Source organism: Sphingoaurantiacus capsulatus (genome assembly GCF_042648405.1).
GTDB lineage: Bacteria > Pseudomonadota > Alphaproteobacteria > Sphingomonadales > Sphingomonadaceae > Sphingoaurantiacus > Sphingoaurantiacus capsulatus.
Map to the genome: position 1 here is coordinate 230,254 of NZ_JBHRXV010000004.1, position 21,246 is coordinate 251,499.

Here is a 21,246-nt window from a genome sequence, read left to right on the forward strand (position 1 = left end):
TGTGTCCCCTCGCGGCGAGCGAGGGGACGGGGAGGATGCTTAGAACGCGTAGTTGAGCGTGAGGATCGCGGCGCGGCCCTCGCCCGGGGTCGCCCAGCCGTTGTTGCGAATGCGCGTGTAATAGGTCTCGTCCGTCAGGTTGGTGACGTTGAGCTGCAGGCTGGCGCCCTCGGTGATCTCGTAGGACGCATAGGCGCGGTGCACCCAATAATCGTCCGACTTGAACAGCGGCGCGGCACCGTTGTTGAGGAAGAAGCTGCCCTGATAGGTGAAGCCGTAGCCGAGGCTGAAGCCGTCGAAGATCTCATAGGTCGTCCAGAGGCTGCCCGAATGCTTCGGCGTGTTGGTGAGCGGGTTGCCCGCCGTCACGTCGACCACGGTGCCGCAGCCCGCCGCCGCCGGATTGTCGCGGCAGCGATCGGAGATGTTCTGCACCACCTTGCTGTCGAGGTAGGTGTAGTTGGCGAAGATCGTCCAGCGGTCGTTGACCTCACCCGAGGCGCCGAGCGCGAAGCCGTCGACGCGTGACTTGCCGTCGAGCACCGGATCGGGAAGCGTCGGGTCGTTCGAGGCGACGCGGTAGTTGCTGCGCTCGTTGCGGAACAGCGCGCCGTTCAGCTGCAAGCGGTCCTCGAACAGGTTCCACTTGATGCCCGCCTCGTAGCTCTTCGCCTGTTCCGGCTCGATGTTGCAGAGGTTAACCGTGACCGCCGGGGCGCCGGCGACGGGGGTAACGCTCTGCGTGCAACCGCCGTTGACGCTGGTGCGCGATGGATTCTCGGAGTTCGAGGTCGCGATATAGATCGAGGCGTTGGGCACCGGCTTGTAGACGGCGCCGACGCGGTACGAGAACAGCTTGTCGTTGCCGCCGAAGGTGCTCGGCGCCGCGGTCAGCGCGCCGCTGTTGGCGTAGGACAGGCTGGTGACGCGGTTGTCCGAATCCTCGTAGCGGATGCCGCCGTTGATCTCGAACTGCTCGTTGAGTGCGATGGTGTCGAACAGGTAGACCGCCCAGGCCTCCAGATCGCCCTCGGTCGCGGCGGTGCGGATGAAGTTCACCGGGCCGCCGTAGATCGGGTTCGGGTCGGCGATGTTGATCGTCGGCAGCGCCGGGTTCGGCGTGGCGCCGAGCGGATTGCGCAGCGAGTTGCCGCTGTCGAGGTGGTAATCCTCCTTCGAGAAGGAGCCGCCGACCACCAGCGAGTGGGTGATGCCGCCGGTATCGAACTCGGCGTTGAGGTCGAGCTGGTTGTAGAAGAGGTCGTTGACGCTGTCGCGCGTCGTGCCGCGCGGGCCGCTCGGGTAGTAGGTGCCCGGCGCGTTGGTCGGCGCGGCGCAGACCGCGCCGGTCGGCAGGCGGCCGTTGGCGAGGCAGTAGGTGCCCTGCGGCGGGTTGAGCAGCACGAACTGCGTGACCTTCTGGTAGCGCGCCAGATTACGGATGCCGAGCGTCTCGCTGAAGTCATGCGCGAAGATCGCCGTGACGCTGTCGACACTGGTTTCCTGCGCATCGACATCCGCGTAGCCGTAATAGCCCTCACGGTCGGCGCCCGGCAGCGGGCCGTCGTTCACCGCGTTCTTGTAGTAGGGCACGCCGTACTGCGGGGTGTTGTCGTCCTCCTGGTGGACGTAGGAGATGGTGAGGCGCGTCGGCTCGTCGAGGCCGAGGGTCAGCGACGGCGCGATGCCCCAGCGCTTGTAGCGCTCGACGTCGCGGGCCGGCACGTCATTCTCGTGGTACATCGCGTTGACGCGGAAGCCGAGGTTGCCGAACACCTTGTTCACGTCGGCGGTGGCCCGATAATAATTGTCGGTGCCGATGCCCGCGGTGACCGTCGTCGCGTCGCGACGGGCCGGCACCTTGCTGACGAGGTTGATCGTGCCGCCGACCGAGCCGGTGCCCGAGTAGACGCTGTTGGCGCCGTTCGACACCTCGATCTGCTCGAGGTTGAACGGATCAGTGCGGGTGTATTGCGCGCTGTCGCGGACGCCGTCGACGAGGATGTCGCCGTTCGCCGAATAGCCGCGCAGGTTGATGCTGTCGCCATAGCCGCCGCCGCCTTCGCCGGCGCCGAAGGTGATGCCCGGAACGGTCGACAGCGCGTCACGCAGGGTGAGCAGGTTCTGTTCGAGCAGCACCTGATCGGTGATCACGGTGACGGTCTGCGGCGTATCGAGCAGCGGGCGGGTGTAACGCGGCGACGCCAGCTCTTCCGACTTGGTCTCATCCTCGATCGCGGTGTCGGTGACGGTGACGCCCTTCAAGGTCGTCGGCGCCGCCTCGGCGGCGTCCTGCGCCAGCGCCGCGGTGGGCGTCAGCATGGCCGCGAAGCCGGCGCAGGTCAGCGCCAGGTAGCTCGATCCATAGTTGCGGTCGTCGGCCATGAAGATTGCCCCTTTGTGCAAATGAATATCAATTGCTGCGCTATTGAGAGGCGTTCGCAGATTCGTCAAGGCATTTTGTTACGGAGTGTTTCTAAAAATCCCTCGCGAGTTCTTTGAGAATCGGTCGCGCGGACGGCCCCGCCGCACCTGCGCGCGGCGAGACCGGCCGGAATGAGGGCGGTTTCGTTAGAGGCCGAGCACCGTCTTGGCGACGATGCCGCGCTGGATTTCATTGGAGCCGCCGTAGATCGAGGCGGCGCGGTTGTTGAGGTAGCGGGCGACCGCGATGCCGGCATGCTCGGGGCCGATGCTGCCGTCGTTGCGGCCGGGTTCGGGCACGACCGGCTGCGCGGCGGCATAATGGCCGCTCGCCTCGACCGCCAGCTCGTCGAGCCGCTGCGTCGCCTCGGTCGCCTGAATCTTCAGGATCGAGGAGATCGGGCCGGGGTTGCTGCCGGTGGCCAGCGCGCCGAGCACGCGCCGTTCGGTCATGGCGATGGCGTCGATCACCGTCGCGGCTTCGGCGAGGCGCCGGCGGAAATCGGGATCGTCGACGCCTTCGACCGCGGCGATGGCGCGCACGCGGCGCAGCGCGGCGTAGAGGCCGGGGGCGGCGCCGCCGCCGCGTTCGAACTCGAGCAGATATTTGGCGACCGACCAGCCGTCATTCTCTTCGCCGAGGCGATTGGCCTTGGGCACGCGCACGTCATCGAAGAAGACCTGGTTCACCTCATGCTCGCCGGCGAGCGTGATGATCGGCTCCACGCTGATGCCGGGGTGATCCATGTCGACGAGGACGAAGGTGATCCCCTGCTGCGGCTTGCCCTCGGTCGAGGTGCGGACGAGGCAGAAGATGCGGTTGGCGAAATGGGCGTGCGTCGTCCAGATCTTCGAGCCGTTGAGCACATAGTCGTCGCCGTCCGACACCGCGCGCATCTGAAGCCGCGCGAGATCGGAGCCGGCGCCGGGCTCCGAATAGCCCTGGCACCAATAATCCTCGCCGGCGAGGATGCGCGGGAGGTAGTAGGCGCGCTGTTCGGGGGTGCCGTAGCGCATGATCACCGGTGCGACCATCTTCAGCCCCATCGGCGACAGATGCGGCGCGCCGGCGCGGGCGCATTCGGCATCGAAGATGTAGCGCTGCGTGTCGGTCCAGCCGGGGCCGCCGAATTCGACCGGCCAGGCGGGTGCCGCCCAGCCCTTCGCATGAAGGATGCGCTGCCAGGCGAGGCTCCATTGCTTTTCGACGAACACGCTGGTCATGCGCCGGCCGGCATCGCGCAGCTCGGGCGTCAAATTCGCGGCGATGAAGTCGCGCACCTCCTGTTGGAAGGCGCGGTCGGCGTCATTCAATTCAAGCTGCATCAGTTCACCTGCCGCTCGCGGCCTTCCCAATAGGGCGCGCGCAGTTCGCGGCGCAGAATCTTGCCGGAGGCGTTGCGCGGCAGCGCGGCGATGACGTCGACCGACTTCGGCACCTTGAAGCCGGCTATCCGGCCGCGCGCGAAGGCGATGATGTCGGCGACATCGATGGTCATGCCGGGCTTCGGCACCACCACCGCCTTCACCGCCTCGCCCCACGTCGGGTCGGGGACGCCGATCACCGCGACCTCGGCGACGGCGGGGTGACCGTAGACGGCGCTTTCGACCTCGGCCGGATAGACGTTCTCGCCGCCGGTGATGATCATGTCCTTCACCCGGTCGTGGATGAAGAGATAGCCGTCCGCGTCCATGTAGCCGGCGTCGCCGGTGCGCAGCCAGCCGTCGGCGGCGATGGTCTTCTTCGTCGCCTCGTCGAGGTTCCAGTAGCCGGCCATGTTGGCGGCGGAACGCGTCGCCACCTCGCCGACCTCGCCGACCGGCAGATGTTCGCCGTCGGGGCCGAGGATGGCGAGCTCGACGCCGGGCATCGGGAGGCCGGCGGAGCGCATGCGCTGGTTGCCGGCCGGGTCGTGATCCTGCGGCGGCAGGTAGACGATAGTGCCGGTCGTCTCGGTCATGCCGTACTGCTGGACGAATCCGCAGCCGAAGATCTCGATACACTCGCGCAGCAGGTCGAGCGGGATCGGCGAGGCGCCGTAGAGGATGTTGCGCATCCGGCTGTAGTCGATCTCCCGCGCCCGCGGCTGGCGCACGACGATCTGCAGGGCGGCGGGCACCATGAACATTTTCGACACGCGGTCGCGCTCGATGAAGTCGAGCACCTTGAACGGGTCGAACTCGCGCGCGACGATGCCCTTGGCGCCATTGTAGAGCCCGATGATGCCCCAGCCGGTGCCGCCGATGTGCGCCACCGGCATCGCGACGAGGCTGACGTCGCTGTCGTCCCATTTGCACCATTGCAGGCGCGGATCGTCCGAGGCCGCCGCCTCGGTACGGCCGTCGAGCAGATTGCCGTGCGTCAGCATCGCGCCCTTCGGGTGGCCGGTGGTGCCCGAGGTGTAGAGCTGCAACGTCACGTCGCCGGGCTTTGTCGGCAATTCGGGATCGACGGCGGGGTGCGCGTCGCGCCACGTCTCGTAATTGGTCCAGCCGTTCGCCGATCCTTCCATCGCCACGAAGCGCTCGACAGCGGGCAGGTTGCCGGTTTCGGCGGCGATGGTGTCGGCGATCTCGGTGCCGACGAACAGCAGGCGGGCGCGAGTATCGGCGATGATATAGGCGATCTCCGGCCCGGCGAGACGCCAGCCGACAGGGGCCATCACCACGCCCGCTTTCGCCGCGCCGAACAGCAGCTCGAAATAATGGTCGCTGTTCTTGCCGACATAGGCGATGCGGTCGCCCGGCTTCAGCCCTTCGGCGATCAGCGCCTGCGCGACGCGGCTGGTGGCGGCGTCGAAGCCGGCGAAGCTGGTGCTGCGGCCTTCGAACTCGAAGGCGGTTTCGGTCCCGCGCACCGCCGCGTGGTAGCGCGCCATGTCGGCGAGCGTGCGCATCTGGCTGGTGTCGGTCCAGCGGCCGGCGGTTCGGTCGAGCGTGTCGGTGGTCATCGATGGCCTCCCCAGGTCATTCGTTGACCGGGAGGATGCGCGATCGGGCGGCGCTTCGCCAGCCTGCTACACGTCGTAGCTTATCGCGCGCCGACGAAGCCGAGGCCGGCGGCGGTCTGAATCGCCTGCGCGCGCCCCGTCGTGCCGAGCTTGGTGGCGGCGTTCCTGAGGTGGAAGCGGACGGTCGAGACCGACAGGCCGAGGATGATGCCGATCTCGCCGTCGGTCTTGCCCGCCGCCGCCCAGCGCAGGCACTGCACCTCGCGGCGGCTCAAGGTCTTGAGCTTGCCGGTGAGCGGGCGCTTCGTCGTCACCTCGGCATGCGCGGCGACCAGCTTCAGCGCCAGCGCCTGCCAGCGTTCCGCCTCGGCAGCGAAGACGGCGCGCACGTCGATGGGATGGCGCGCCACCCACACCACCGCGCCGAGCCGGCCGCGCGGCAGATGCGCCGGGGCGATGATCGCGGCGGCGATGCCGGTCGCCTCAGTGACGTTGTGGCAATCGAAGCCGTCGAGCAGGGCGGTCGGCCGCCAGCTCGCCAGCTTGCCGCCGGTATAGAAGAAAGGCTCGGCAGTGACGCGGGCGGCGTTGAGGAATTGCGCGTCGAGCGCCAGGCGGCGGTTGCGCCAATAGGGGCTGGCCTCGTCGATCCAGCGAAGACGCTGCTCGCCATACGGCTGTCCGTGGGCGTCGCTCATCGGCCCGGGGTCGCCGAGGTCGCTTTGCGCGGCGACGAAGGGCAGGCCATTGGCCGCGCCGACGTCGGCCACCGCGTCGACCAGCGCCTCGACCGTTTGCCAGCCCTGCTCGCTATCGAGACCCACTTGTCCTCCTGCCACGCCCGCCAGCTTGCAGCTTAGCGCCGCATCGCCAATCTAGATGCCATGAATGCCGAACCGATCAACTGGGCAGCGAAGCGCACATCGCGCGGCATGCCGAGCATCGACTTCACGTCGCCCGCCGGCGCGCCCGCGCTCTATGCGCCTGATTCCATCTCGTGGCGGGTGTTCAAGAACCCGATCTCGCTGTTCATCGGCGGCGTCGCCGCGGTGCTGCTCGAGCTCGCCGAGCCGCGGGTGCGGTCGGGCGTCTGGGGCCATTCGATCTTCCCGACCGACCCGCTGACCCGCATCCGCCGTACCGGCCTCGCGACCCACGTCACCTTCTACGCGCCGGCCAATGTCGCGCGGCAGGTGATCAAGGGCGTGGTGCGCATGCACGACAAGGTGAAGGGCGAGACGCCGGGCGGCCTGCCCTATTTCGCCAACGACCCCGTGCTGCTCGACTGGGTGCAGGCCACCGCGTCCTATGGCTTCATCGAGGCCTATTCGCGGTTCGCCAACACACTCTCCCGCGCCGAGCGCGACCGGGCCTATGCGGAATCGGAGATCGGCGGGCAGTTGTTCGGCGCCACCGGCGCGCCGCGATCGGTCGCCGAGTGCGAGGCGCAGGTCGAGGCGATGCGGCCGCTGCTCGAGCCACACCCGATCGTCGACGAGTTCCTGTCGATCATGACGACGCGCATCGGCCTCAAAGGCCCGCTGCGCCCGCTGCAGCGGCTGCTGGTCCGCGCCGGCGTCGAGCTGCTGCCCGAATGGGTGATCGAGCGGCTGGAGCTGGGGCCGGAGTGGCGGCTGAGCGGCTTCGAGAAGCGGCTGGTGCGGACGCTCGGCGCCATCGCCGACCGTATCCCCATCCCCGGCACCCCGCCCTATCAGGCGGCGAAGCGCGTCGGGCTGCCGCTTCGCCAGCTCTACGGCCACTGACGCTTTTCGCGGTTCGCCGACGCCCTCGCCTGCGGCATAGCGGGTCGAAACTTCGAGGAGCGTTTCGATGGCGGCGATCTGGCACGGCGGCACGGTGGACCTGGCGCAGCTCACCGCGTTCGGCGCAGGCTTCATGCCCGGCTTCGTCGGCATCGAGTTCGTCGACGCCGGCGACGATTGGCTGAAGGCGCGCATGCCGGTCAACGAGCGCACCCGCCAGCCCTATGGCCGGCTGCACGGCGGCGCCTCGATGGTGCTGATCGAGACCATCGCCTCGGTCGGCGGCGCAAGCACCGTCGATCACAGCCAGTTCGGCGTGGTCGGCATGGAGATCAACGGCAACCACATCCGCCCGGCGAAGGACGGCTTCGTCTATGCCGTCGCCACCGCGGAATCGCGCGGGCGCACCACGCAGGTGTGGACGGTGCGGGTGACCGACGAGGAGGACCGCCTCGTCTGTCTTGGCCGCATGACGCTCGCTGTCATCCCGACGCAGCGCACGACCTGAAAATTATCATTTCCGCGGCCTAAATCGCCGAGGCCTGCATCCGTTAACGAGTCTGTCCCGTAACAACTCATGCCGACGCCCCCGTCGGCCTGACGTTTTCCGGAGCCGACCCGATGTTTCTGCCTGCCGCCGCCGCTTTCGACGCCCCCACCCCGGTCTTTGACAAGGCCGAAGCGGCGGCTGTGCGGCTGGGTGCATCGGACCCGTTGAGCTCGCTGAACAGCGGCCGGTCGCAGATGATGCGCTGGCTGCTGGGGCGCGCCGACCGGCTGCCGCTGGCCAACCCGCAACTCGAGGCGCTGCGACGTCTCGCGGTGCTGCTCGGCCACGCCCGCCTGCCGTCGCGCCGGCAGATCGACGCCGCGCTGCGCGCCGGCGTCAGCGAGCTTCAGCTTCAGACGCTCTGGTCGCTGTTCCGCAGCGATCACCCCACCGGCTGCCCCGCTTGAGGATATCGACATGGCCTTCCTCGATGTTAACGCCGCCTCGCCCTTCGCCACCCGCCGCCCCGGGGTGACCTTGCGCATCCATGCCGACTGGTATGCGATGGCTGACGAGCCCGCCCCCGCCCCGATGTCGCGGTGGCGCAAGCTCGCCGCCATCGCCAGCGGCGCGGTCACCGCGGTCGGCGTTCACCTGTGGGTGGCCGAGGTGCTCAGTTCGCAGTTGCTTGGCGTTGCCGCCACCGGCGTCATCGCCGCCATCGCGATCAGCCTGTTCAGCGTTTCCCGCCGATGAGATGAAACGCGGTGCGCCGCCCGTCGAGGTAGCGCAGCCGCGTCCCGTCGAAGAAACCGTCTTCCTCCGACCGGAAACTCACCGACTGCCCGCCCCATTCGGGGACGGCGTGCGTCGCCTGCAGTTCGATCGACCAGGCGGTGTTCGGCCGCAGCTTGTGCTCGCCGCGCTCGCTCGGTTTCTGATCATCCCAGAAGCCGATGGCCGCGCCGGCGGCATGGCCGTGGTAGCCGATCGGATGTGAGTAAATCGTCGCATTGAGCCCTTGCGCCGCCACCTTTGCCCGCGCCGCCGCCAGCATCTCGTTGCCGGAGAGCCCGGTGCGATAGGAGGAGGTCAGCGCGTCCTGCACCTTGTTGTTGGCGGCCAGCCCGGCCTTCAACCCGGCGGGCGCGTCGGTCTCACCGGGCTTCAGCACATAGCCGAGGTGCTGGGTATCCGTGGCGAGGCCCAGATACATGATCCCGAAGTCGGTCCACAGCATGTCGCCAGGCTGGATCACCGCGTCGCCGCTGAGTTCGGCCTTCTCGCCCTGCCGGAAGATGGCGACCGAAGGCTGGAACCAGGTGTCGAGCTTCAGCCCGGCGACGCGCTCGCGCATCCACCAGACGACATCGCCGGCGGTGGTCTTGCCGGGCGTGATCACCTTGTCGGAGAAAGCCTCGCCGATGATCGAATGGGCGATGCGGACGATGTCCGGATAGACCGCCATTTCCGCCGGGATGCGTGTTTCCAGCCAGCCGATCGCCAGCTCGTTCGCCGGGACGGTTCTCGCGCGGTATTTCTCGGGCATCGCGGCGAGCAGGCCGTCATGCTGGCTTTTGGTCAGGCCGTCGCCGAAGGCGGTGAGCGGCGAAACGTTGATGGCGATGCGCTTGGGGTCGCGGGCCGCGATGATCTCGCCGAGGCGGACCCACTGGTCGGGCTGCTTCTCGGGCTCCCACGAGCCGGTGAAGAGGTTGCCGAGACCGTAGCGGCTGACGGTCAGCCGCTCGACCGGCTTGCCGGCGCCGGGATCATAGAAGACGAGAATCGTCCGGCGGCGGGCATGCATGCTCGTGGCGTTGAGCATCGTCGCGACCACCGGGTCTTCGAGATATTCGCGGGCGACCATCACCCACATGTCGACGCCGCGTTCGCGCATCAGCGACGGCACCACCGTCTCCAGCCGCTCGGCGAGCCAGGCGTCGCGGAGCTTCGCCTGGTCCTTCAGCGGCAGGATCGGCGGGGCGGCGGGATGGTCGACCTCGGTGTCGCGGAAATTGCCTTGCGCAACAGCCGCGGTGCCGAGCGCGAGGCCGGCGGCGAACAGCAGCGCCTTCATGCGCGGGTGTTCATCAGATTGCGGGCGACGACCATGCGGTGCACCTCCGACGGGCCATCGTAGATGCGCATGTTGCGCACGCGCCCCGCGAGCAGCTGCAGCGGCAGTTCCTTGGTCATTCCCATCGCTCCAAAACATTGCATGGCGTTGTCGATGATCTCTTGCGCCATCTCGGTTGCATAGACCTTGAGCATCGAAATTTCGCTGCGCACGTCACGCCCGGTATCGAGCTTCCATGCGCAGTCATAGGCCATCAGGCGCGCGGCGTGGATTTTGGTGGCGCCGTCGGCGACCCACCATTGCACCGCCTGCCGCGCCGACAGCGGCTCGCCGAAGGTGCGGCGCTGCGGCGCATAGTCGGTCATCATGTCGAGCGCGCGCTGCGCGGCGCCGATGCACCACGCCGCCATTTCCATGCGCCTTGTGCCGAGGCGGACCTGCATCGGGCCGAAGCCGCCGCCTTCCGCGCCGAGCAGCTTCCAGCCGGGAACGCGGCAGTCCTCCAGCAGCACTTCATAGGTGTATTCGCCGCCGAGCATGGCGATGCGGCGTTCGACCTTGAAGCCGGGGGTGTCGCGATCGACGAGGAAGGCCGACATACCGCCGCGCGCGCGTTTTTCGGCGTCGGTGATCGCCATCAGGATAGTAAAGTCGGCCTCGGCGGCGCGGGTGATCCAGATCTTGCGGCCGTTGATGACCCAGTCGTCGCCGTCGCGCACCGCGCGGGTGATCATGCCCGCCGGATCGGCACCGGCGCCGGGTTCGGAAATGCCGATGGCGGAGATCGTCTCGCCGCGGGCGTAGGGCTCCAGATAGGCCGCGCGCTGCGGCTCGTTCACCGTTTCCATCAGCATGCGCAGATTGGGGGAGTCGGGCGGCAGGGTGTAGGTGGCCACCGTGCTGCCCAGCGCCTCGTTGACGGCGACGAGGGCGACATGCGGCATCCCCATGCCGCCCGCTTCCTCGGGCGCGTCGAGGCTCCACAGGCCCATGTCCTTCGACACGGCATCGAGGCAGACGCGCTCCTCAGGCAGCAGTCCCGCGCCCTTGCCGTCGGCGCCGCGGGCGAGGACGGCGGGTTCGAGCGGAATGAGCTCGTCGCGGACGAAGCGCTGCACGAGGTCGCGCAGCAGCCGATGCTCCTCGGCGAGCTCGAAATCCATGCGGTTTACCTCTTGGGCGGGGTGAGCGCATTCGGCGAAGCGTCGCCAAGCGACGAGCCGCCATCGACGTCGAGGATCGCGCCGGTGATGTAGGCGGCATTGTCGCTGGCGAGGTAGAGCGCCATGTCGGCGATGTCGCGCTTGGTGCCGTAATCGCGCAGCGGGATGCGGCCCTTCAGCGCCGCTTCGGCGGCCGGCGAGGCGGCGAGGCGCTGCATGCCTTCGGTCTCCGAAATCGGGCCGGGCGAGATGCCGTTGACGCGAATGCCCGCCGGGCCCCACTCCATCGCCAGCACGCGGGTCAGCATGTTGATGCCCGCCTTCGCCGCGCAGGCGTGTGCCTGGAACATCATCGGATGGGTGCCCTGTCCCGCGGTGATCGCGATCAGCGAGGCGCCGGGCTTCTTCACATAGTCGAAGCAGGCGCGGAACACGTTGAAGGTGCCGATCAGATCGATGTCGACGACGGTCTTGAAGGCGTTCGCCGACATGCCGACGACGGGGGCGAGGAAGTTGCCCGCCGCGCCCGAGACCAGCACGTCGATCTCGCCGAACTTGTCGCGGGTGGCGGCGAGGCTGGTCTCGACGCCCGCATAGTCGCGCACGTCGACGCTGGTGCCCCAGGCGGTGCCGCCGGCATCGGTGATGGTCTTCACCGCCGCGTCGATCTTGTCCTGGCTGCGGCTGACGATGGCGACCTTCGCACCCTGTGCCGCGAGGCGCTGCGCGATGCCGAGGTTGATGCCGCTCGACCCGCCGGCGATGTAGGCGACCTTGCCGGCCAGCACCTGATCCTTGAACGCATCAGCCATCTTCGACTCCCCTTTGTCCTGCCGCTTCTTCTGTGGCGGCAGGCGCACCGATATGGCAACCGACCATTGTCACTAGGGCCGCTGATGGCGCAATGACCCCGCAGCAACTGCCGGAGACCTCTTCATGCCCCTGCACGGCCCCACCTCGCACAGCTTCGTTTCGCAGCGGCTGCGCCTCCATTATGCCGACTGGGGCAATGAGGATGCGCCGCCGCTGCTGCTCGTTCATGGCGGGCGCGACCACGGCCGCAGCTGGGACTGGGTGGCGGAGCGGCTGCGCAAGGACTGGCACGTCATCGCCCCCGACCTGCGCGGCCACGGCGACAGCGCCTGGTCGCCGGACGGGCACTACGACATCACCGCGATGATCTATGACCTCGCGCAACTGGTGAACCAGCTCGACGTCGAGCAGGTGACGATCGTCGCGCATTCGCTCGGCGGCAACGTCTCGCTGCGTTTCACCGGCCTCTATCCGGAGAAGGTGCGCAAGCTCGTCGCAATCGAGGGGCTGGGGCCGTCGCCGAAAGTGCTCGCCGATCGGGCGCAGACGCCGTTCGCCGAGCGCTGGCGCAAGTGGATCGCCGACAAGCGCACCGCCGCCGGCCGGTTGCCCAAGCGCTATGCCACCTTCGAAGACGCGCTGGCGCGGATGAAGGCGGAGAATGCCTATCTGACCGACGAGCAGGCCCGCCACCTGACCGTGCACGGCATCAGCCGCAACGAGGACGGGACGTGGAGCTGGAAGTTCGACAACCACCTCAACGTCTGGCCGTTCAACGACATCCCGCAGGCGGAGATCGAGCAACTGTGGGCGGCGATCAGCTGCCCGACCCTGCTGCTCTATGGCGCCGACAGCTGGGCGTCGAACCCGGAGAAGGACGGGCGCATCGCGCATTTCAGCAATGCCCGCGTCGTCGAGTTCGAGAATGCCGGCCACTGGCTGCACCATGACCAGTTCGAGCGGTTCATGGGCGAGGTCACCACATTCCTCGCGGAATAGTTTCGGCAAAGATTGCGAAGATCAAATGCGGGGGCGATGCCCCCTCCACCCGGCCCTGCCATCTAGGCTCCATCGAACCGCTGCCCCCCGATGGAGATTCACATGACCAAGTTCATCCCCGCCGCCGCCGCGCTGCTGCTGGCCGGCACCGCGATTGCCGCCACTGCCCAGCCCCTCCCCGCCGAGCCGATCGGCATCGCCCGCGCCGTCGCCATCGCCGAAAAGGGCCTGTCGGCCCGCGCGCTTGAGGCCGAGCTTGAGCATGAGAAGGGCCAGCTCTTCTACGAGATCGAGCTGGTGCGCGGCGGCGCCCTCTATGAAGCGCGCGTCGATGCGACGAACGGCAAGCTGCTGTCGAGCGGCAAGAAGCGCATGGAGAGCCTGTGGGCGAGCTGGTTTGCCAAGGAGAAGCTCAGCAAGGCGCCGCGCCCGCTGAGCGCCTCGCTCGCCGCGCTGGAGGCCGAGACCGGCGGCAAGGTCGAGGAAGTCGGCTTCGACATCGAGAAGGGCCGCGCGGTCTATGAGGTCGAGCTGACCACTGCCGCCGGCACCGCCGAGATCGCGCTCGACCCGGCGACCGGCAAGCGTCTGCCGTCGATCTACGCTGACTGAGGTCTTCGACCTGATCTTGTTGGGCGGGGCGTTCCGTTGGAGCGTCCCGCCCTTCATGCTACCGAAGCCGCCCGGAAGGAGCCTGCCCGTTGCGCCTGTTGCTGGTCGAGGATGACGCCCGTGTCGGCGAGCATGTCGCAAAGGGACTGCGCCAGGCCGGGCATCTGGTCGAGCATGTGAGCGACGGCCGCGAAGGGCTGTTTCGCGTCGCGGGCGAGACCTACGACGTGGTGATCCTCGACCGCATGCTGCCGGGCGTCGACGGCCTGAAAATCCTGCAGACGATGCGCGCCACCGGCGACACCACGCCAGTGCTGTTCCTGTCCGCGCTCGGCGAGGTCGACGAGCGGGTGAAGGGGCTGACCGCCGGCGCCGACGATTATCTGGCGAAGCCGTTCGCGCTGTCCGAACTGCAGGCGCGCGTCGAGGCGCTGGGGCGGCGCGGGCCGGTGCAGACCGAGACGACCAGGCTGACGCTCGGCGATCTGGAGATCGACCTGCTCGGCCGTGAGGTGCGGCGGGCCGGCAAGCGCATCGACCTGACCGACCGCGAATTCCGCATCCTCGACCATCTGGTGCGCAACGCCGGGCGCGTGGTCACCCGGTCGATGCTGCTCGAATCGGTGTGGGACTATCAGTTCGACCCGCAGACCAACATCGTCGACCAGCATGTCAGCCGGCTGCGCCAGAAGGTGGATCGCGACCAGAGCGTCGCGCTGATCCACACGGTGCGCGGCGTTGGCTATGTGGCCAGGGCGGACTGATGCGCCTTTTTCGCAGCCTCACCTTCCGGCTGGCGCTGATCTATCTCGCGCTGTTCGCGATCTCGGTGGCGCTGCTGCTCGCGGTCACTTGGTGGTCGACGGTGATCCAGCCGATCGAGGATGTCGAGGAGTCGGTGCTCGCCGAGGCCGATGCGCTCGCCGACATCTATATCGTCGACGGGCGCAGAGCGCTCGAAGCGGCGCTGGCGCAGCGCGCGACGACGATCTCCGAGCGCAAGGCCTTCCACGCCTTCACCGGCACCGACGGCGGCATCGTCGCCAACCTGCCCACCTGGCCGTCGCGCGCCAGCAGCGGCTTCGCGCGCTTCGAGGCCGACCTCTATGTCGACGGCGACGAGGATGACTACGAGGCGCTAGTCTATGAGCAGGTGTTCAAGGACGGCGCGCGGCTGTTCGTCGGCCGCGACGTGGAGGACATCGCCGAGCGCGAGGAGCTGATCCAGCAGATGCTGCTGTGGGGCGCCGCGGCCGTGCTGGTGCTGGGCCTTGCCGGTGGCGTGGTGATGAGCCTCGCGGTCGGGCGGCGCATCGAGGCGGTGAATGCCACCGCGCGCAAGGTGATCGCCGGCGACCTGTCCGGCCGGGTACCGACGCGCGGCAGCGGCGACGATTTCGACCAATTGGGCGACACGCTTAACGATATGCTCGGGCGCATCGAGGAGCTGGTCGAGGCGGTGAGCCGGGTCTCCGACAGCATCGCGCATGAGCTTCGCACGCCGCTGGCACGATTGCAGGCGGATCTGGGCGAGCTGGGCGCGGCGCGCGATCCCGCCGCGCGGGCGGAACTGCTTGATGCGGCGATGGCGGAAGCGGCGCGGCTGCAGGCGACGTTCGATTCGCTGCTGCGCATCGCGCGACTGGAGACCGGCCGCCACAGCATCGACCGCAAGCCGGTCCATCTCGAAGCGCTGCTGCGCGATGCCGCCGACTTCTATGCGCCCGAGATCGAAGCCCAGGGGCGGACGCTTGATGTCGAGATTGCCAAGGGATTGGCGACGAGCGGCGACGCGAATTTGCTGTTCCAGGCGGTGACCAACCTGCTCGACAACGCGCTGAAACATGCACCAGGGGGCAGCCGCATCCGGCTGACCGGGCGGCAGGAGCGCGGCGCGGTGATCGAGGTGGCCGACGATGGCCCGGGCATCCCGGCCGAGCATCGCGACCGGGTGACCGAGCGCTTCTACCGCGTGCCGGGATCGGACGGCCGGCCGGGCCTCGGGCTGGGACTGAGCGTCGTCGCGGCGGTCGCCCGCGCGCACGGCGGGGCGCTAGAGCTTGCGGACGGCGCGCCGGGGCTGGTGGTGCGGTTGCGCCTGCCCGCCTGACCCACGCGGCGCCTCGACCCAGAGGCCGCACCAGCGGAGCAACAGCACGATCATCAGAAGGCGACCCGGGCGCGGCGGGCGGCGAGCAGGCGCCAGCCGATAAGCAGCGCGACACTCGCCCACAGCCACGGCGCGGCCGAGGCGATCAGCTTCACGATCAGTTCGACGTTGAGGCCGAGCGTGTAGCCGACGATACCAAGCAGGCCGTACCAGACGGCGAAGCCGGCGAAGGTGAAGGCGAGGAAGCGCCCGAGCGGCATGCCGGCGAGGCCGGCGGGGATCGAGATATGGACGCGCATGCCGGGCACGATGCGCGCAATGAAGATCGTCCAGCCGCCGTAGCGCGCGAACCAGGCGGCGGGCTTGTCGACGACCTTGGCGGCAAGGCCGAAGAAGCGGCCGTGGCGCTCGGCGAGACGGCGCAGCCGGTCGGGACCGAAAGCGCGGGCAGCGGCGTACCACATAGTCGCGCCGGCGGTGGCGCCGAGGATCGCGGCGAAGGTGGCGCCGGCAAGGCTCATCTCGCCGCGTGCGGCGGCGACGCCGACCAGCGGCATGATCAGCTCGGAGGGGATCGGCGGGATCAGCGTCTCGATGAACATCAAGAGCGCCACGCCGACATAGCCGAGCTGCTCGATGGTCCGGGTGATGAAGTCGATCATTTCTGCCCCACGCCGCTGTCTCCCGCTCGCCCTAGCGGGAGCGGGTGGACACGGCGTGGGCCGCACATTTGTTTCCGCCCATGTTCGCTAAACGTAGGCGATGAGGCGTCCAAAGGCGGCGGCAAGCAGCCAGAAAATGAGGGACGCGAAGCCGGCGGCGCGCGCGCCCGCCGGCACCCGGTCGTACCAGCCCGCGACCCGCCGTCGCCACAGGAGGGCGAACAGCGCGGCGTTGGCGAGGCCGAGCGCGATCATCACCAGCTTCCGGAGGAACATCGGGTTGGCGACCAGCGAGCGGGCGTCGGCAGCAAACATCACCGCGCCGCTGGCGACGAGCAACAACAGCCCGGTGATGGCGAGTGGAGTCAGCGCGGCGAGCAGCGGCTCGATGGGCACCCGGCGGATCAGGCCGGTGAGGCGCAGGTCGACGACGCCGATGCCGCCGAGCAGCAGCACGAGGCCGAGCAGATGCGCGAGATTGGCGGCCGGATAGGCGACCGCCGACCCGCGCGCCCAGGCGCCGAACGAGGAGGCCTCGACCAGCGCCGCGAGGTCGGCGACGCTCAGCGCAGCTCGACCGTCTTGCCGGCGGCGATCACGCGTTCGATGCGCATTTCGGGGGTGCCGTCGGTGCGCGGATAGCCGACAAGCGTCACCTTCTTGCCCGGCGCGACCATTTCCTTCGTCAGCCCGCGCGTCTCCATGCGCGCGACCGGCGCGAGGACGACGTCCCAGCTCTTGCCCTGATAGGTGACCTTGGCGGCGCCGTGCGGGTTGCCCCAGGTGACGCTGTCGAGCGCGGCGGTGATCTCGATGGTCTTGGCCGCGTCATACGAGCTCCAGCCATGGTGCGCCTGCACCGGGCCGGCCACAGCAGCGGCGAGCAGCGCCGCGGCGAGAAACTTCTTCATCACCCTCTCCCTTGCGAGCCCCCGCTCGGCGGCGATTGAACACCGCGCGAGCCGGGATCGCAAGGTCAGGCGGTGCGGCGCCGCGTCGCGAGGCCGAGGAGGCCGAGGCCGAACAGCGCGAGCATCGCCGGCTCGGGAACTTCGGCGACATCGGCCGAGCGCAGCACCACCGCGTTGAGGTTGGTGCACTGTTGCCCGCTGCACTGCCCGCTGAGGTTGGTGTAACCGCGGAAGCTCTGCGTCGCGGCGTCGGCGACGAAGGTGCCGATGGTGAAGATCGCCTGGTTGTGCGCGTAGCCGGCGGTCGAATTGCCGACCATGTCCGACCAATACTGGACCTGGTGGCCGCAGCAGCCGCGGTTATCGAGCGAGAAGATCTGCAGCGAATATTCGCGGCCGATGGTGAGGTTGGTCAGCGTCGCGGTCTGCTGCCCATCGAAGGCGAAGCCGCCGAGCGCGCTGTTGAAGGCGCTGTTCGAGGTGCCGTAGAATTCGGCGCAGTTGCCGCCGCAGATGCCGTAGGCGCCGCCGACCTGCACCGAGCCGGTACCGTTGATCTGGCCCTGCTCGAAACTGACGACGCTGTTGTCGGCGAGCGTCACATCGACCGGCCCCATGCCGTTCCACGACACCGCATATTCGATGGTACCGCCAAGGTTCAGCGCGGCGTCGGCGGTGGTGATGGCGGTCGGCGCCTGCCAGGTGATCGGCGCGGCGGCGAGCGGCGCGGCGGCGAGCGCAACGGCGCCGACGAAAGCAGCAACAAACTTCATGTGGAAAATTCCCCCCGATTTGGAGGAATCTGAAGCAGCAGCCGTGCCATATGCGGTTAAGTCATCGATTCCCGTGGGTTAGCGTGAATCGAATGTTGCACATTGTTGCGGAGTGTAAAGGCCGCCGACGTTTAGTCGTGATTTTTCGGGGATTTAGCCTCAGCTTCGTCGGCCGCGCGCTCCCGATCAGCGCCGAGCTTGTTCAGCCGCATCCGGTCCATCTCGGCATTGAGGAAGCCCACCATCGAGTGGGGCGCATCGCGACCAAGACTGTCGCGCAGCTCCTCCCACCTGTCGATGCGACGGTCGACGTCGCCACCCCGTTCATCGTCGTTCATACGCAACGCAACTCTTTACCTAGGGACTGCTAACGCCCCGCCCTATGTTCGGCTTCAGACATAAGCTCCCCCGCGACCACGAAAGACGCCCGCCCGCGAGATGCCGCGAGGCGGGCGTCGGTTCGCGCCATTGAACCAAGGAGTACGCCGCACCGGCGGAACGCTGCCGATGGTCGACCGCCCGTGCCGAGGCGATCAAAGCGATAACGGAGCTAACTTAAGTTAGTTCCGAAACGGCGGAATCACCGGGGATATGCGGTAGTAGCGCGGGCGGCTCGACAGCGGATCGGCGCAATGTTCTGCTCGCGGGATCGCGAGGAGAGACGGCAATGATCGGTCCCCTGGTGGCGCTACTGGCGATGCAGGCGGTTCCCGAGACCGATCCGACGATCACCGTCGTCGGGCGCAAGGCGATCGACGCCGAATATGCGGCATGCCGCGACGGCGGTTGCGACCCCAATCGCGAGGCCAATGCGACCCTCGCCTATGCGCAGCAACAATTGCTCGCCGGCGATTATCGCGGATCGCGCAAGGCGCTGAAGCGTGCGATCCGCCGGCATAGCCAAAATGCAGCTACGCATCCTGACGCAGTGTCGGCGCTCTACGATGCCAATTCGACAGTCGCACTGCACGTCGGCGAGCACAGCGATGCGCGACGGTCGGGCCTGCGCGCCATCGCGATCCTCGACAGAGCGCTTGGCGAAACCCACCCCCGCGCCGTCGCCGCAGTCGCGCAGCGCGGCAGCATGGAGGAGAAGATCGGCAACCTCGCCGAGGCCGAGCAATCCTATAAATCGGCCGCAAAGCGCGCGCGGGCGGCGGGCATGCCGCTGCTCGCCGATGTCGTCGACCTGCGCCGCGCCTGGCTGCTGGCGGCGCGCGACCAAGATGTTGCCGCGCAAAAACGGCTGACGCGGATGGCCGACGATGCGGGCGCCGATCGCCGCGTGCGGTTGCAGGCGGCGGTGCTGGCAGCGCGGGTGGCGCGCGAGCGCGAGGACTATCGCACCGCCGAGCGGATGATCGCGATGGTCGGCACGCAGCCGGCGAAGTCGAAACCGCTGCTGGTCTGGGCGCCGCCGATCAACGACGCCGTCAACCGGTCGGCCGAGCATGCCCGCCGCTACGGCATGGCGTCGGCAGCGACGGGCGCGACCTCGGGAGAGATCGTGCCGATCCGTTGGGTGGACGTCGGATTCTGGGTTCGGCCTGACGGTAAGGTTGATGAGGTCGAGGTGCTGCGCGGATCGAAGCGGCAGGGCTGGGCGATCCCCGTCCTTCAATCGATCGAGGGCCGCCGCTATGCCGCCTTCGCGGCGACAACGGGCGACCCCGGCAATTACCGGATCGAGCGCTTCACCTTCGTCGCACCGGCGGTGATACCAATCAATTCGCTAATCAAGCGCAATGCCGGGAAGCCGGAGCTACGCTGGCTCGACATTACCGACGATCCTACCCGCAAGCTGGAGACCAGCTAGCGCAGCGGGCCAATCATTTTCTCGTAGGCCGCTTCGGGAATGCCGTAGGCCGACGCCGCGAAGCTCTCCAACCCCTCGCGGTCGCGCATCTGGACGACGCCGCGATGGCCGCGGATGTAACCGAGGCCTTCGAGGACATGGAGCGCGGTGGTGACGCTGGGGCGGCGCACCGCGAGCATCACCGACAGATATTCATGCGTCAGCGGAATGCGGTCGTCGTCCAATCGGTCGTGCGACATCAGCAGCCAGCGCGCCAGCCGCTCCTCCACCGTGTGCATCGCGTTCGACACCGCGGTCTGGCCGACCTGCGTCAGGAAGTAATGGACGTAGCAGAGCATGAGGCCGTGGAGCTTCTCGCTCTCCCTCATCGCTTGCTGCAGCGCGTCCGCCCGGAGCCGGAGGCCGTTGCCGCCGACCTGCATGACAAGGCTGTGCTGCGAATGGCCGCCGCCGAGGATCGACGGGACGCAGGCGAAGCCTTCGAAGCCGTAGAGGCCGAGTTCGGCGGTATCGCCGTCGGGCGCGTGCGCGATCACCGAGCCGAGCCCGTCCTCTATGAACCAGCCATGCAGGACGGGGCCGTCCTGTTCGATCAGCACCGCATGCTTCGGCAGCTCGACCGGCGTCAGCAGCGGCGCCAACCGATCGAAATCCTCATCGGACAGCTCTTTCAGCAGGCGGTTGCGCACCGTCCCTTTTGTCACCTTGCCCATGCCGGACAGAACCGCGCGCAAGGGACGGCTGTTCCCCGCGCCAAAATTCGACCGTGACTTTCATAGGTTAAGGCGCCGCGCCGTCATCGTCGCCTAAGGATATGCGCAGCAAGGCGGGCGGGGCGACAACTGTACGATGACGTACATACTAATGTGCAACCGGCGCCGAGCCGCTAGGCCGCTAGCGTGAATGCGTTCCCCCCGGCCGTCGAAGACGGCGATTCCGAAGTTCTCCGTCTGCAACTGGCGCGCGTTTTCCTGCGCAAGATGTCGGGGCATGCGTCGCTGAGCGAAGGCGAGACCGAGCTGCTGCTGGCGATGCCGGTGCGGCCGCGCCGTATCGCCGCCCGCGCGCCGATCCTGCACGAAGGCGAGACCCCCGATGGCGCCTATGTGCTGCTCGAGGGCCATGCCTTCCGCTTCAAGCTGCTCGCCGACGGATCGCGGCAGATCCTGTCCTTCCACCTGCCGGGCGACGTGATCGACCTCGATGCGGCGCTGCTCGGCGTGTCCGATCACGGGCTGGCCGCGCTGACCGCGGTGCATGTCGCGCAGCTGCCGCACGACGCGATCCTCGCGGCGGTGGCGGCGCACCGTGGCATCGCGCGGGCCTTCTGGCGCGAGACGCTGGTCGAGGCGGCGATCTCGCGCGAGTGGCTGCTGAACATCGGCCGCCGCGACGCCTATGCGCGCGTCGCGCATCTGCTGTGCGAGCTGGCGGTACGCGCGGAAGCCGCGGGCATCGGCCGCGCCGATCGCTTCGAGATGCCGGCGACGCAGTCCGATCTCGCCGACGCCACCGGCATGACGCCGGTCCACATCAACCGCACCCTGCAGCGGCTGCGCGGCGACGGGCTCGTCGAAACGCGCGGCAGCGAGGTTCGCATCGCCAACTGGCGCGGGCTGGTCGACGCCGGTGGCTTCGACCCGACCTATCTGCACCTGAACACGACCGACTGACCC

The 21,246-nt window shown here is 68.1% G+C and carries 23 protein-coding genes; 10 read left to right on the forward strand and 13 right to left on the reverse strand.

Annotated elements, in window-relative coordinates:
• Positions 1 to 39 precede the first annotated feature (39 nt).
• The 4 genes from ACFOMD_RS06320 to ACFOMD_RS06335 all read right to left on the reverse strand — a co-directional run bounded on the left by ACFOMD_RS06320 (position 40) and on the right by ACFOMD_RS06335 (position 6,199).
• Positions 40 to 2,385, reverse strand: coding sequence for a TonB-dependent receptor (locus ACFOMD_RS06320; RefSeq protein ID WP_380858537.1), 2,346 nt, complete (start codon positions 2,383 to 2,385; stop codon positions 40 to 42).
• Between the two features lie 186 nt (positions 2,386 to 2,571).
• The gene (locus tag ACFOMD_RS06325; RefSeq protein ID WP_380858540.1) at positions 2,572 to 3,750 is read right to left on the reverse strand and encodes an acyl-CoA dehydrogenase family protein; all 1,179 of its coding nucleotides are present in this window, start codon (positions 3,748 to 3,750) and stop codon (positions 2,572 to 2,574) included.
• Entirely contained in the window at positions 3,750 to 5,375 is a 1,626-nt protein-coding gene (locus ACFOMD_RS06330) for a fatty acid--CoA ligase (protein WP_380858543.1), read from the reverse strand. The genes ACFOMD_RS06325 and ACFOMD_RS06330 overlap by 1 nt, the downstream gene beginning before the upstream one ends.
• An 80-nt stretch (positions 5,376 to 5,455) precedes the next feature.
• The gene (locus ACFOMD_RS06335; RefSeq protein ID WP_380858546.1) at positions 5,456 to 6,199 is read right to left on the reverse strand and encodes a helix-turn-helix transcriptional regulator; all 744 of its coding nucleotides are present in this window, start codon (positions 6,197 to 6,199) and stop codon (positions 5,456 to 5,458) included.
• Between the two features lie 60 nt (positions 6,200 to 6,259).
• Between ACFOMD_RS06335 and ACFOMD_RS06340 the strand changes: the two genes are divergently transcribed.
• The 4 genes from ACFOMD_RS06340 (at position 6,260) to ACFOMD_RS06355 (ending at position 8,387) form a co-directional block, all read left to right on the forward strand.
• Positions 6,260 to 7,141, forward strand: coding sequence for an oxygenase MpaB family protein (locus tag ACFOMD_RS06340; RefSeq protein ID WP_380858549.1), 882 nt, complete (start codon positions 6,260 to 6,262; stop codon positions 7,139 to 7,141).
• Positions 7,142 to 7,208: 67 nt separating this feature from the next.
• On the forward strand, positions 7,209 to 7,649 hold the full coding sequence (locus ACFOMD_RS06345) for a hotdog fold thioesterase (protein ID WP_380858552.1): 441 nt from the start codon (positions 7,209 to 7,211) through the stop codon (positions 7,647 to 7,649).
• Positions 7,650 to 7,762: 113 nt separating this feature from the next.
• Entirely contained in the window at positions 7,763 to 8,098 is a 336-nt protein-coding gene (locus tag ACFOMD_RS06350) for a hypothetical protein (protein ID WP_380858555.1), read from the forward strand.
• A gap of 10 nt (positions 8,099 to 8,108) precedes the next feature.
• Entirely contained in the window at positions 8,109 to 8,387 is a 279-nt protein-coding gene (locus ACFOMD_RS06355) for a hypothetical protein (RefSeq protein WP_380858558.1), read from the forward strand.
• On the opposite strand, the gene ACFOMD_RS06360 is transcribed toward ACFOMD_RS06355, so the two are convergent.
• The 3 genes from ACFOMD_RS06360 to ACFOMD_RS06370 are packed head-to-tail and all read right to left on the reverse strand — an operon-like array spanning position 8,368 to position 11,686.
• A complete protein-coding gene (locus tag ACFOMD_RS06360) occupies positions 8,368 to 9,711 on the reverse strand; it encodes a M24 family metallopeptidase (protein WP_380858561.1) in 1,344 nt (447 codons plus the stop codon). The genes ACFOMD_RS06355 and ACFOMD_RS06360 overlap by 20 nt on opposite strands.
• Complete coding sequence (locus ACFOMD_RS06365; RefSeq protein WP_380858564.1) at positions 9,708 to 10,874, reverse strand: acyl-CoA dehydrogenase family protein; 1,167 nt, start codon at positions 10,872 to 10,874, stop codon at positions 9,708 to 9,710. The genes ACFOMD_RS06360 and ACFOMD_RS06365 overlap by 4 nt, the downstream gene beginning before the upstream one ends.
• Positions 10,875 to 10,879: 5 nt before the next feature.
• On the reverse strand, positions 10,880 to 11,686 hold the full coding sequence (locus tag ACFOMD_RS06370; RefSeq protein ID WP_380858567.1) for an SDR family oxidoreductase: 807 nt from the start codon (positions 11,684 to 11,686) through the stop codon (positions 10,880 to 10,882).
• A gap of 124 nt (positions 11,687 to 11,810) precedes the next feature.
• On the opposite strand from ACFOMD_RS06370, the gene ACFOMD_RS06375 reads away from it, so the two are divergent.
• The 4 genes from ACFOMD_RS06375 to ACFOMD_RS06390 all read left to right on the forward strand — a co-directional run bounded on the left by ACFOMD_RS06375 (position 11,811) and on the right by ACFOMD_RS06390 (position 15,408).
• On the forward strand, positions 11,811 to 12,686 hold the full coding sequence (locus tag ACFOMD_RS06375; RefSeq protein WP_380858570.1) for an alpha/beta fold hydrolase: 876 nt from the start codon (positions 11,811 to 11,813) through the stop codon (positions 12,684 to 12,686).
• 102 nt (positions 12,687 to 12,788) lie between these two features.
• Positions 12,789 to 13,298, forward strand: a complete 510-nt coding sequence (locus ACFOMD_RS06380; protein ID WP_380858573.1) for a PepSY domain-containing protein — start codon at positions 12,789 to 12,791, stop codon at positions 13,296 to 13,298.
• A gap of 89 nt (positions 13,299 to 13,387) precedes the next feature.
• On the forward strand, positions 13,388 to 14,062 hold the full coding sequence (locus ACFOMD_RS06385) for a response regulator transcription factor (protein WP_380858576.1): 675 nt from the start codon (positions 13,388 to 13,390) through the stop codon (positions 14,060 to 14,062).
• The gene (locus tag ACFOMD_RS06390; protein WP_380858578.1) at positions 14,062 to 15,408 is read left to right on the forward strand and encodes a HAMP domain-containing sensor histidine kinase; all 1,347 of its coding nucleotides are present in this window, start codon (positions 14,062 to 14,064) and stop codon (positions 15,406 to 15,408) included. The genes ACFOMD_RS06385 and ACFOMD_RS06390 overlap by 1 nt, the downstream gene beginning before the upstream one ends.
• A 53-nt stretch (positions 15,409 to 15,461) precedes the next feature.
• Here ACFOMD_RS06390 and ACFOMD_RS06395 read toward each other — a convergent pair whose 3' ends face one another.
• The 5 genes from ACFOMD_RS06395 to ACFOMD_RS06415 form a co-directional block, all read right to left on the reverse strand.
• Positions 15,462 to 16,070, reverse strand: coding sequence for a DedA family protein (locus tag ACFOMD_RS06395; protein ID WP_380858581.1), 609 nt, complete (start codon positions 16,068 to 16,070; stop codon positions 15,462 to 15,464).
• Positions 16,071 to 16,157: 87 nt separating this feature from the next.
• Entirely contained in the window at positions 16,158 to 16,526 is a 369-nt protein-coding gene (locus tag ACFOMD_RS06400) for a hypothetical protein (protein WP_380858584.1), read from the reverse strand.
• Between the two features lie 107 nt (positions 16,527 to 16,633).
• Positions 16,634 to 16,981 carry a DUF6152 family protein gene (locus ACFOMD_RS06405; protein ID WP_380858587.1) on the reverse strand — a complete coding sequence of 116 codons (348 nt, stop codon included), beginning with the start codon at positions 16,979 to 16,981 and terminating at the stop codon, positions 16,634 to 16,636.
• Positions 16,982 to 17,046: 65 nt separating this feature from the next.
• Positions 17,047 to 17,754, reverse strand: a complete 708-nt coding sequence (locus tag ACFOMD_RS06410) for a PEP-CTERM sorting domain-containing protein (RefSeq protein ID WP_380858590.1) — start codon at positions 17,752 to 17,754, stop codon at positions 17,047 to 17,049.
• 131 nt (positions 17,755 to 17,885) lie between these two features.
• Positions 17,886 to 18,092 (reverse strand): hypothetical protein, encoded by a 207-nt coding sequence (locus tag ACFOMD_RS06415; protein ID WP_380858593.1) that lies wholly within the window; start codon positions 18,090 to 18,092, stop codon positions 17,886 to 17,888.
• A 329-nt stretch (positions 18,093 to 18,421) separates the two neighbouring features.
• Between ACFOMD_RS06415 and ACFOMD_RS06420 the strand changes: the two genes are divergently transcribed.
• Positions 18,422 to 19,570, forward strand: a complete 1,149-nt coding sequence (locus ACFOMD_RS06420; protein ID WP_380858596.1) for a hypothetical protein — start codon at positions 18,422 to 18,424, stop codon at positions 19,568 to 19,570.
• Here the strand turns inward: ACFOMD_RS06420 and ACFOMD_RS06425 are convergent.
• Positions 19,567 to 20,283 (reverse strand): Crp/Fnr family transcriptional regulator, encoded by a 717-nt coding sequence (locus ACFOMD_RS06425; RefSeq protein ID WP_380858599.1) that lies wholly within the window; start codon positions 20,281 to 20,283, stop codon positions 19,567 to 19,569. The genes ACFOMD_RS06420 and ACFOMD_RS06425 overlap by 4 nt on opposite strands.
• 186 nt (positions 20,284 to 20,469) lie before the next feature.
• On the opposite strand from ACFOMD_RS06425, the gene ACFOMD_RS06430 reads away from it, so the two are divergent.
• Positions 20,470 to 21,243: a Crp/Fnr family transcriptional regulator gene (locus tag ACFOMD_RS06430; protein WP_380858602.1), complete on the forward strand. Its 774-nt coding sequence runs from the start codon at positions 20,470 to 20,472 to the stop codon at positions 21,241 to 21,243.
• Positions 21,244 to 21,246 lie beyond the last annotated feature (3 nt).

What these genes read in the sequence shown, in the direction of transcription:
- ACFOMD_RS06370 (WP_380858567.1), bottom strand. Translation starts at nt 11,686, where the DNA reads ATGGCTGATGCGTTCAAGGATCAGGTGCTGGCCGGCAAGGTCGCCTAC.
- ACFOMD_RS06405 (WP_380858587.1), bottom strand. Translation starts at nt 16,981, where the DNA reads ATGAAGAAGTTTCTCGCCGCGGCGCTGCTCGCCGCTGCTGTGGCCGGC.
- ACFOMD_RS06355 (WP_380858558.1), top strand. Translation starts at nt 8,109, where the DNA reads ATGGCCTTCCTCGATGTTAACGCCGCCTCGCCCTTCGCCACCCGCCGC.
- ACFOMD_RS06340 (WP_380858549.1), top strand. Translation starts at nt 6,260, where the DNA reads ATGAATGCCGAACCGATCAACTGGGCAGCGAAGCGCACATCGCGCGGC.
- ACFOMD_RS06410 (WP_380858590.1), bottom strand. Translation starts at nt 17,754, where the DNA reads ATGAAGTTTGTTGCTGCTTTCGTCGGCGCCGTTGCGCTCGCCGCCGCG.
- ACFOMD_RS06390 (WP_380858578.1), top strand. Translation starts at nt 14,062, where the DNA reads ATGCGCCTTTTTCGCAGCCTCACCTTCCGGCTGGCGCTGATCTATCTC.
- ACFOMD_RS06420 (WP_380858596.1), top strand. Translation starts at nt 18,422, where the DNA reads ATGATCGGTCCCCTGGTGGCGCTACTGGCGATGCAGGCGGTTCCCGAG.
- ACFOMD_RS06365 (WP_380858564.1), bottom strand. Translation starts at nt 10,874, where the DNA reads ATGGATTTCGAGCTCGCCGAGGAGCATCGGCTGCTGCGCGACCTCGTG.
- ACFOMD_RS06345 (WP_380858552.1), top strand. Translation starts at nt 7,209, where the DNA reads ATGGCGGCGATCTGGCACGGCGGCACGGTGGACCTGGCGCAGCTCACC.
- ACFOMD_RS06425 (WP_380858599.1), bottom strand. Translation starts at nt 20,283, where the DNA reads ATGGGCAAGGTGACAAAAGGGACGGTGCGCAACCGCCTGCTGAAAGAG.
- ACFOMD_RS06350 (WP_380858555.1), top strand. Translation starts at nt 7,763, where the DNA reads ATGTTTCTGCCTGCCGCCGCCGCTTTCGACGCCCCCACCCCGGTCTTT.
- ACFOMD_RS06380 (WP_380858573.1), top strand. Translation starts at nt 12,789, where the DNA reads ATGACCAAGTTCATCCCCGCCGCCGCCGCGCTGCTGCTGGCCGGCACC.
- ACFOMD_RS06325 (WP_380858540.1), bottom strand. Translation starts at nt 3,750, where the DNA reads ATGCAGCTTGAATTGAATGACGCCGACCGCGCCTTCCAACAGGAGGTG.
- ACFOMD_RS06330 (WP_380858543.1), bottom strand. Translation starts at nt 5,375, where the DNA reads ATGACCACCGACACGCTCGACCGAACCGCCGGCCGCTGGACCGACACC.
- ACFOMD_RS06415 (WP_380858593.1), bottom strand. Translation starts at nt 18,092, where the DNA reads ATGAACGACGATGAACGGGGTGGCGACGTCGACCGTCGCATCGACAGG.
- ACFOMD_RS06375 (WP_380858570.1), top strand. Translation starts at nt 11,811, where the DNA reads ATGCCCCTGCACGGCCCCACCTCGCACAGCTTCGTTTCGCAGCGGCTG.
- ACFOMD_RS06360 (WP_380858561.1), bottom strand. Translation starts at nt 9,711, where the DNA reads ATGAAGGCGCTGCTGTTCGCCGCCGGCCTCGCGCTCGGCACCGCGGCT.
- ACFOMD_RS06320 (WP_380858537.1), bottom strand. Translation starts at nt 2,385, where the DNA reads ATGGCCGACGACCGCAACTATGGATCGAGCTACCTGGCGCTGACCTGC.
- ACFOMD_RS06395 (WP_380858581.1), bottom strand. Translation starts at nt 16,070, where the DNA reads ATGATCGACTTCATCACCCGGACCATCGAGCAGCTCGGCTATGTCGGC.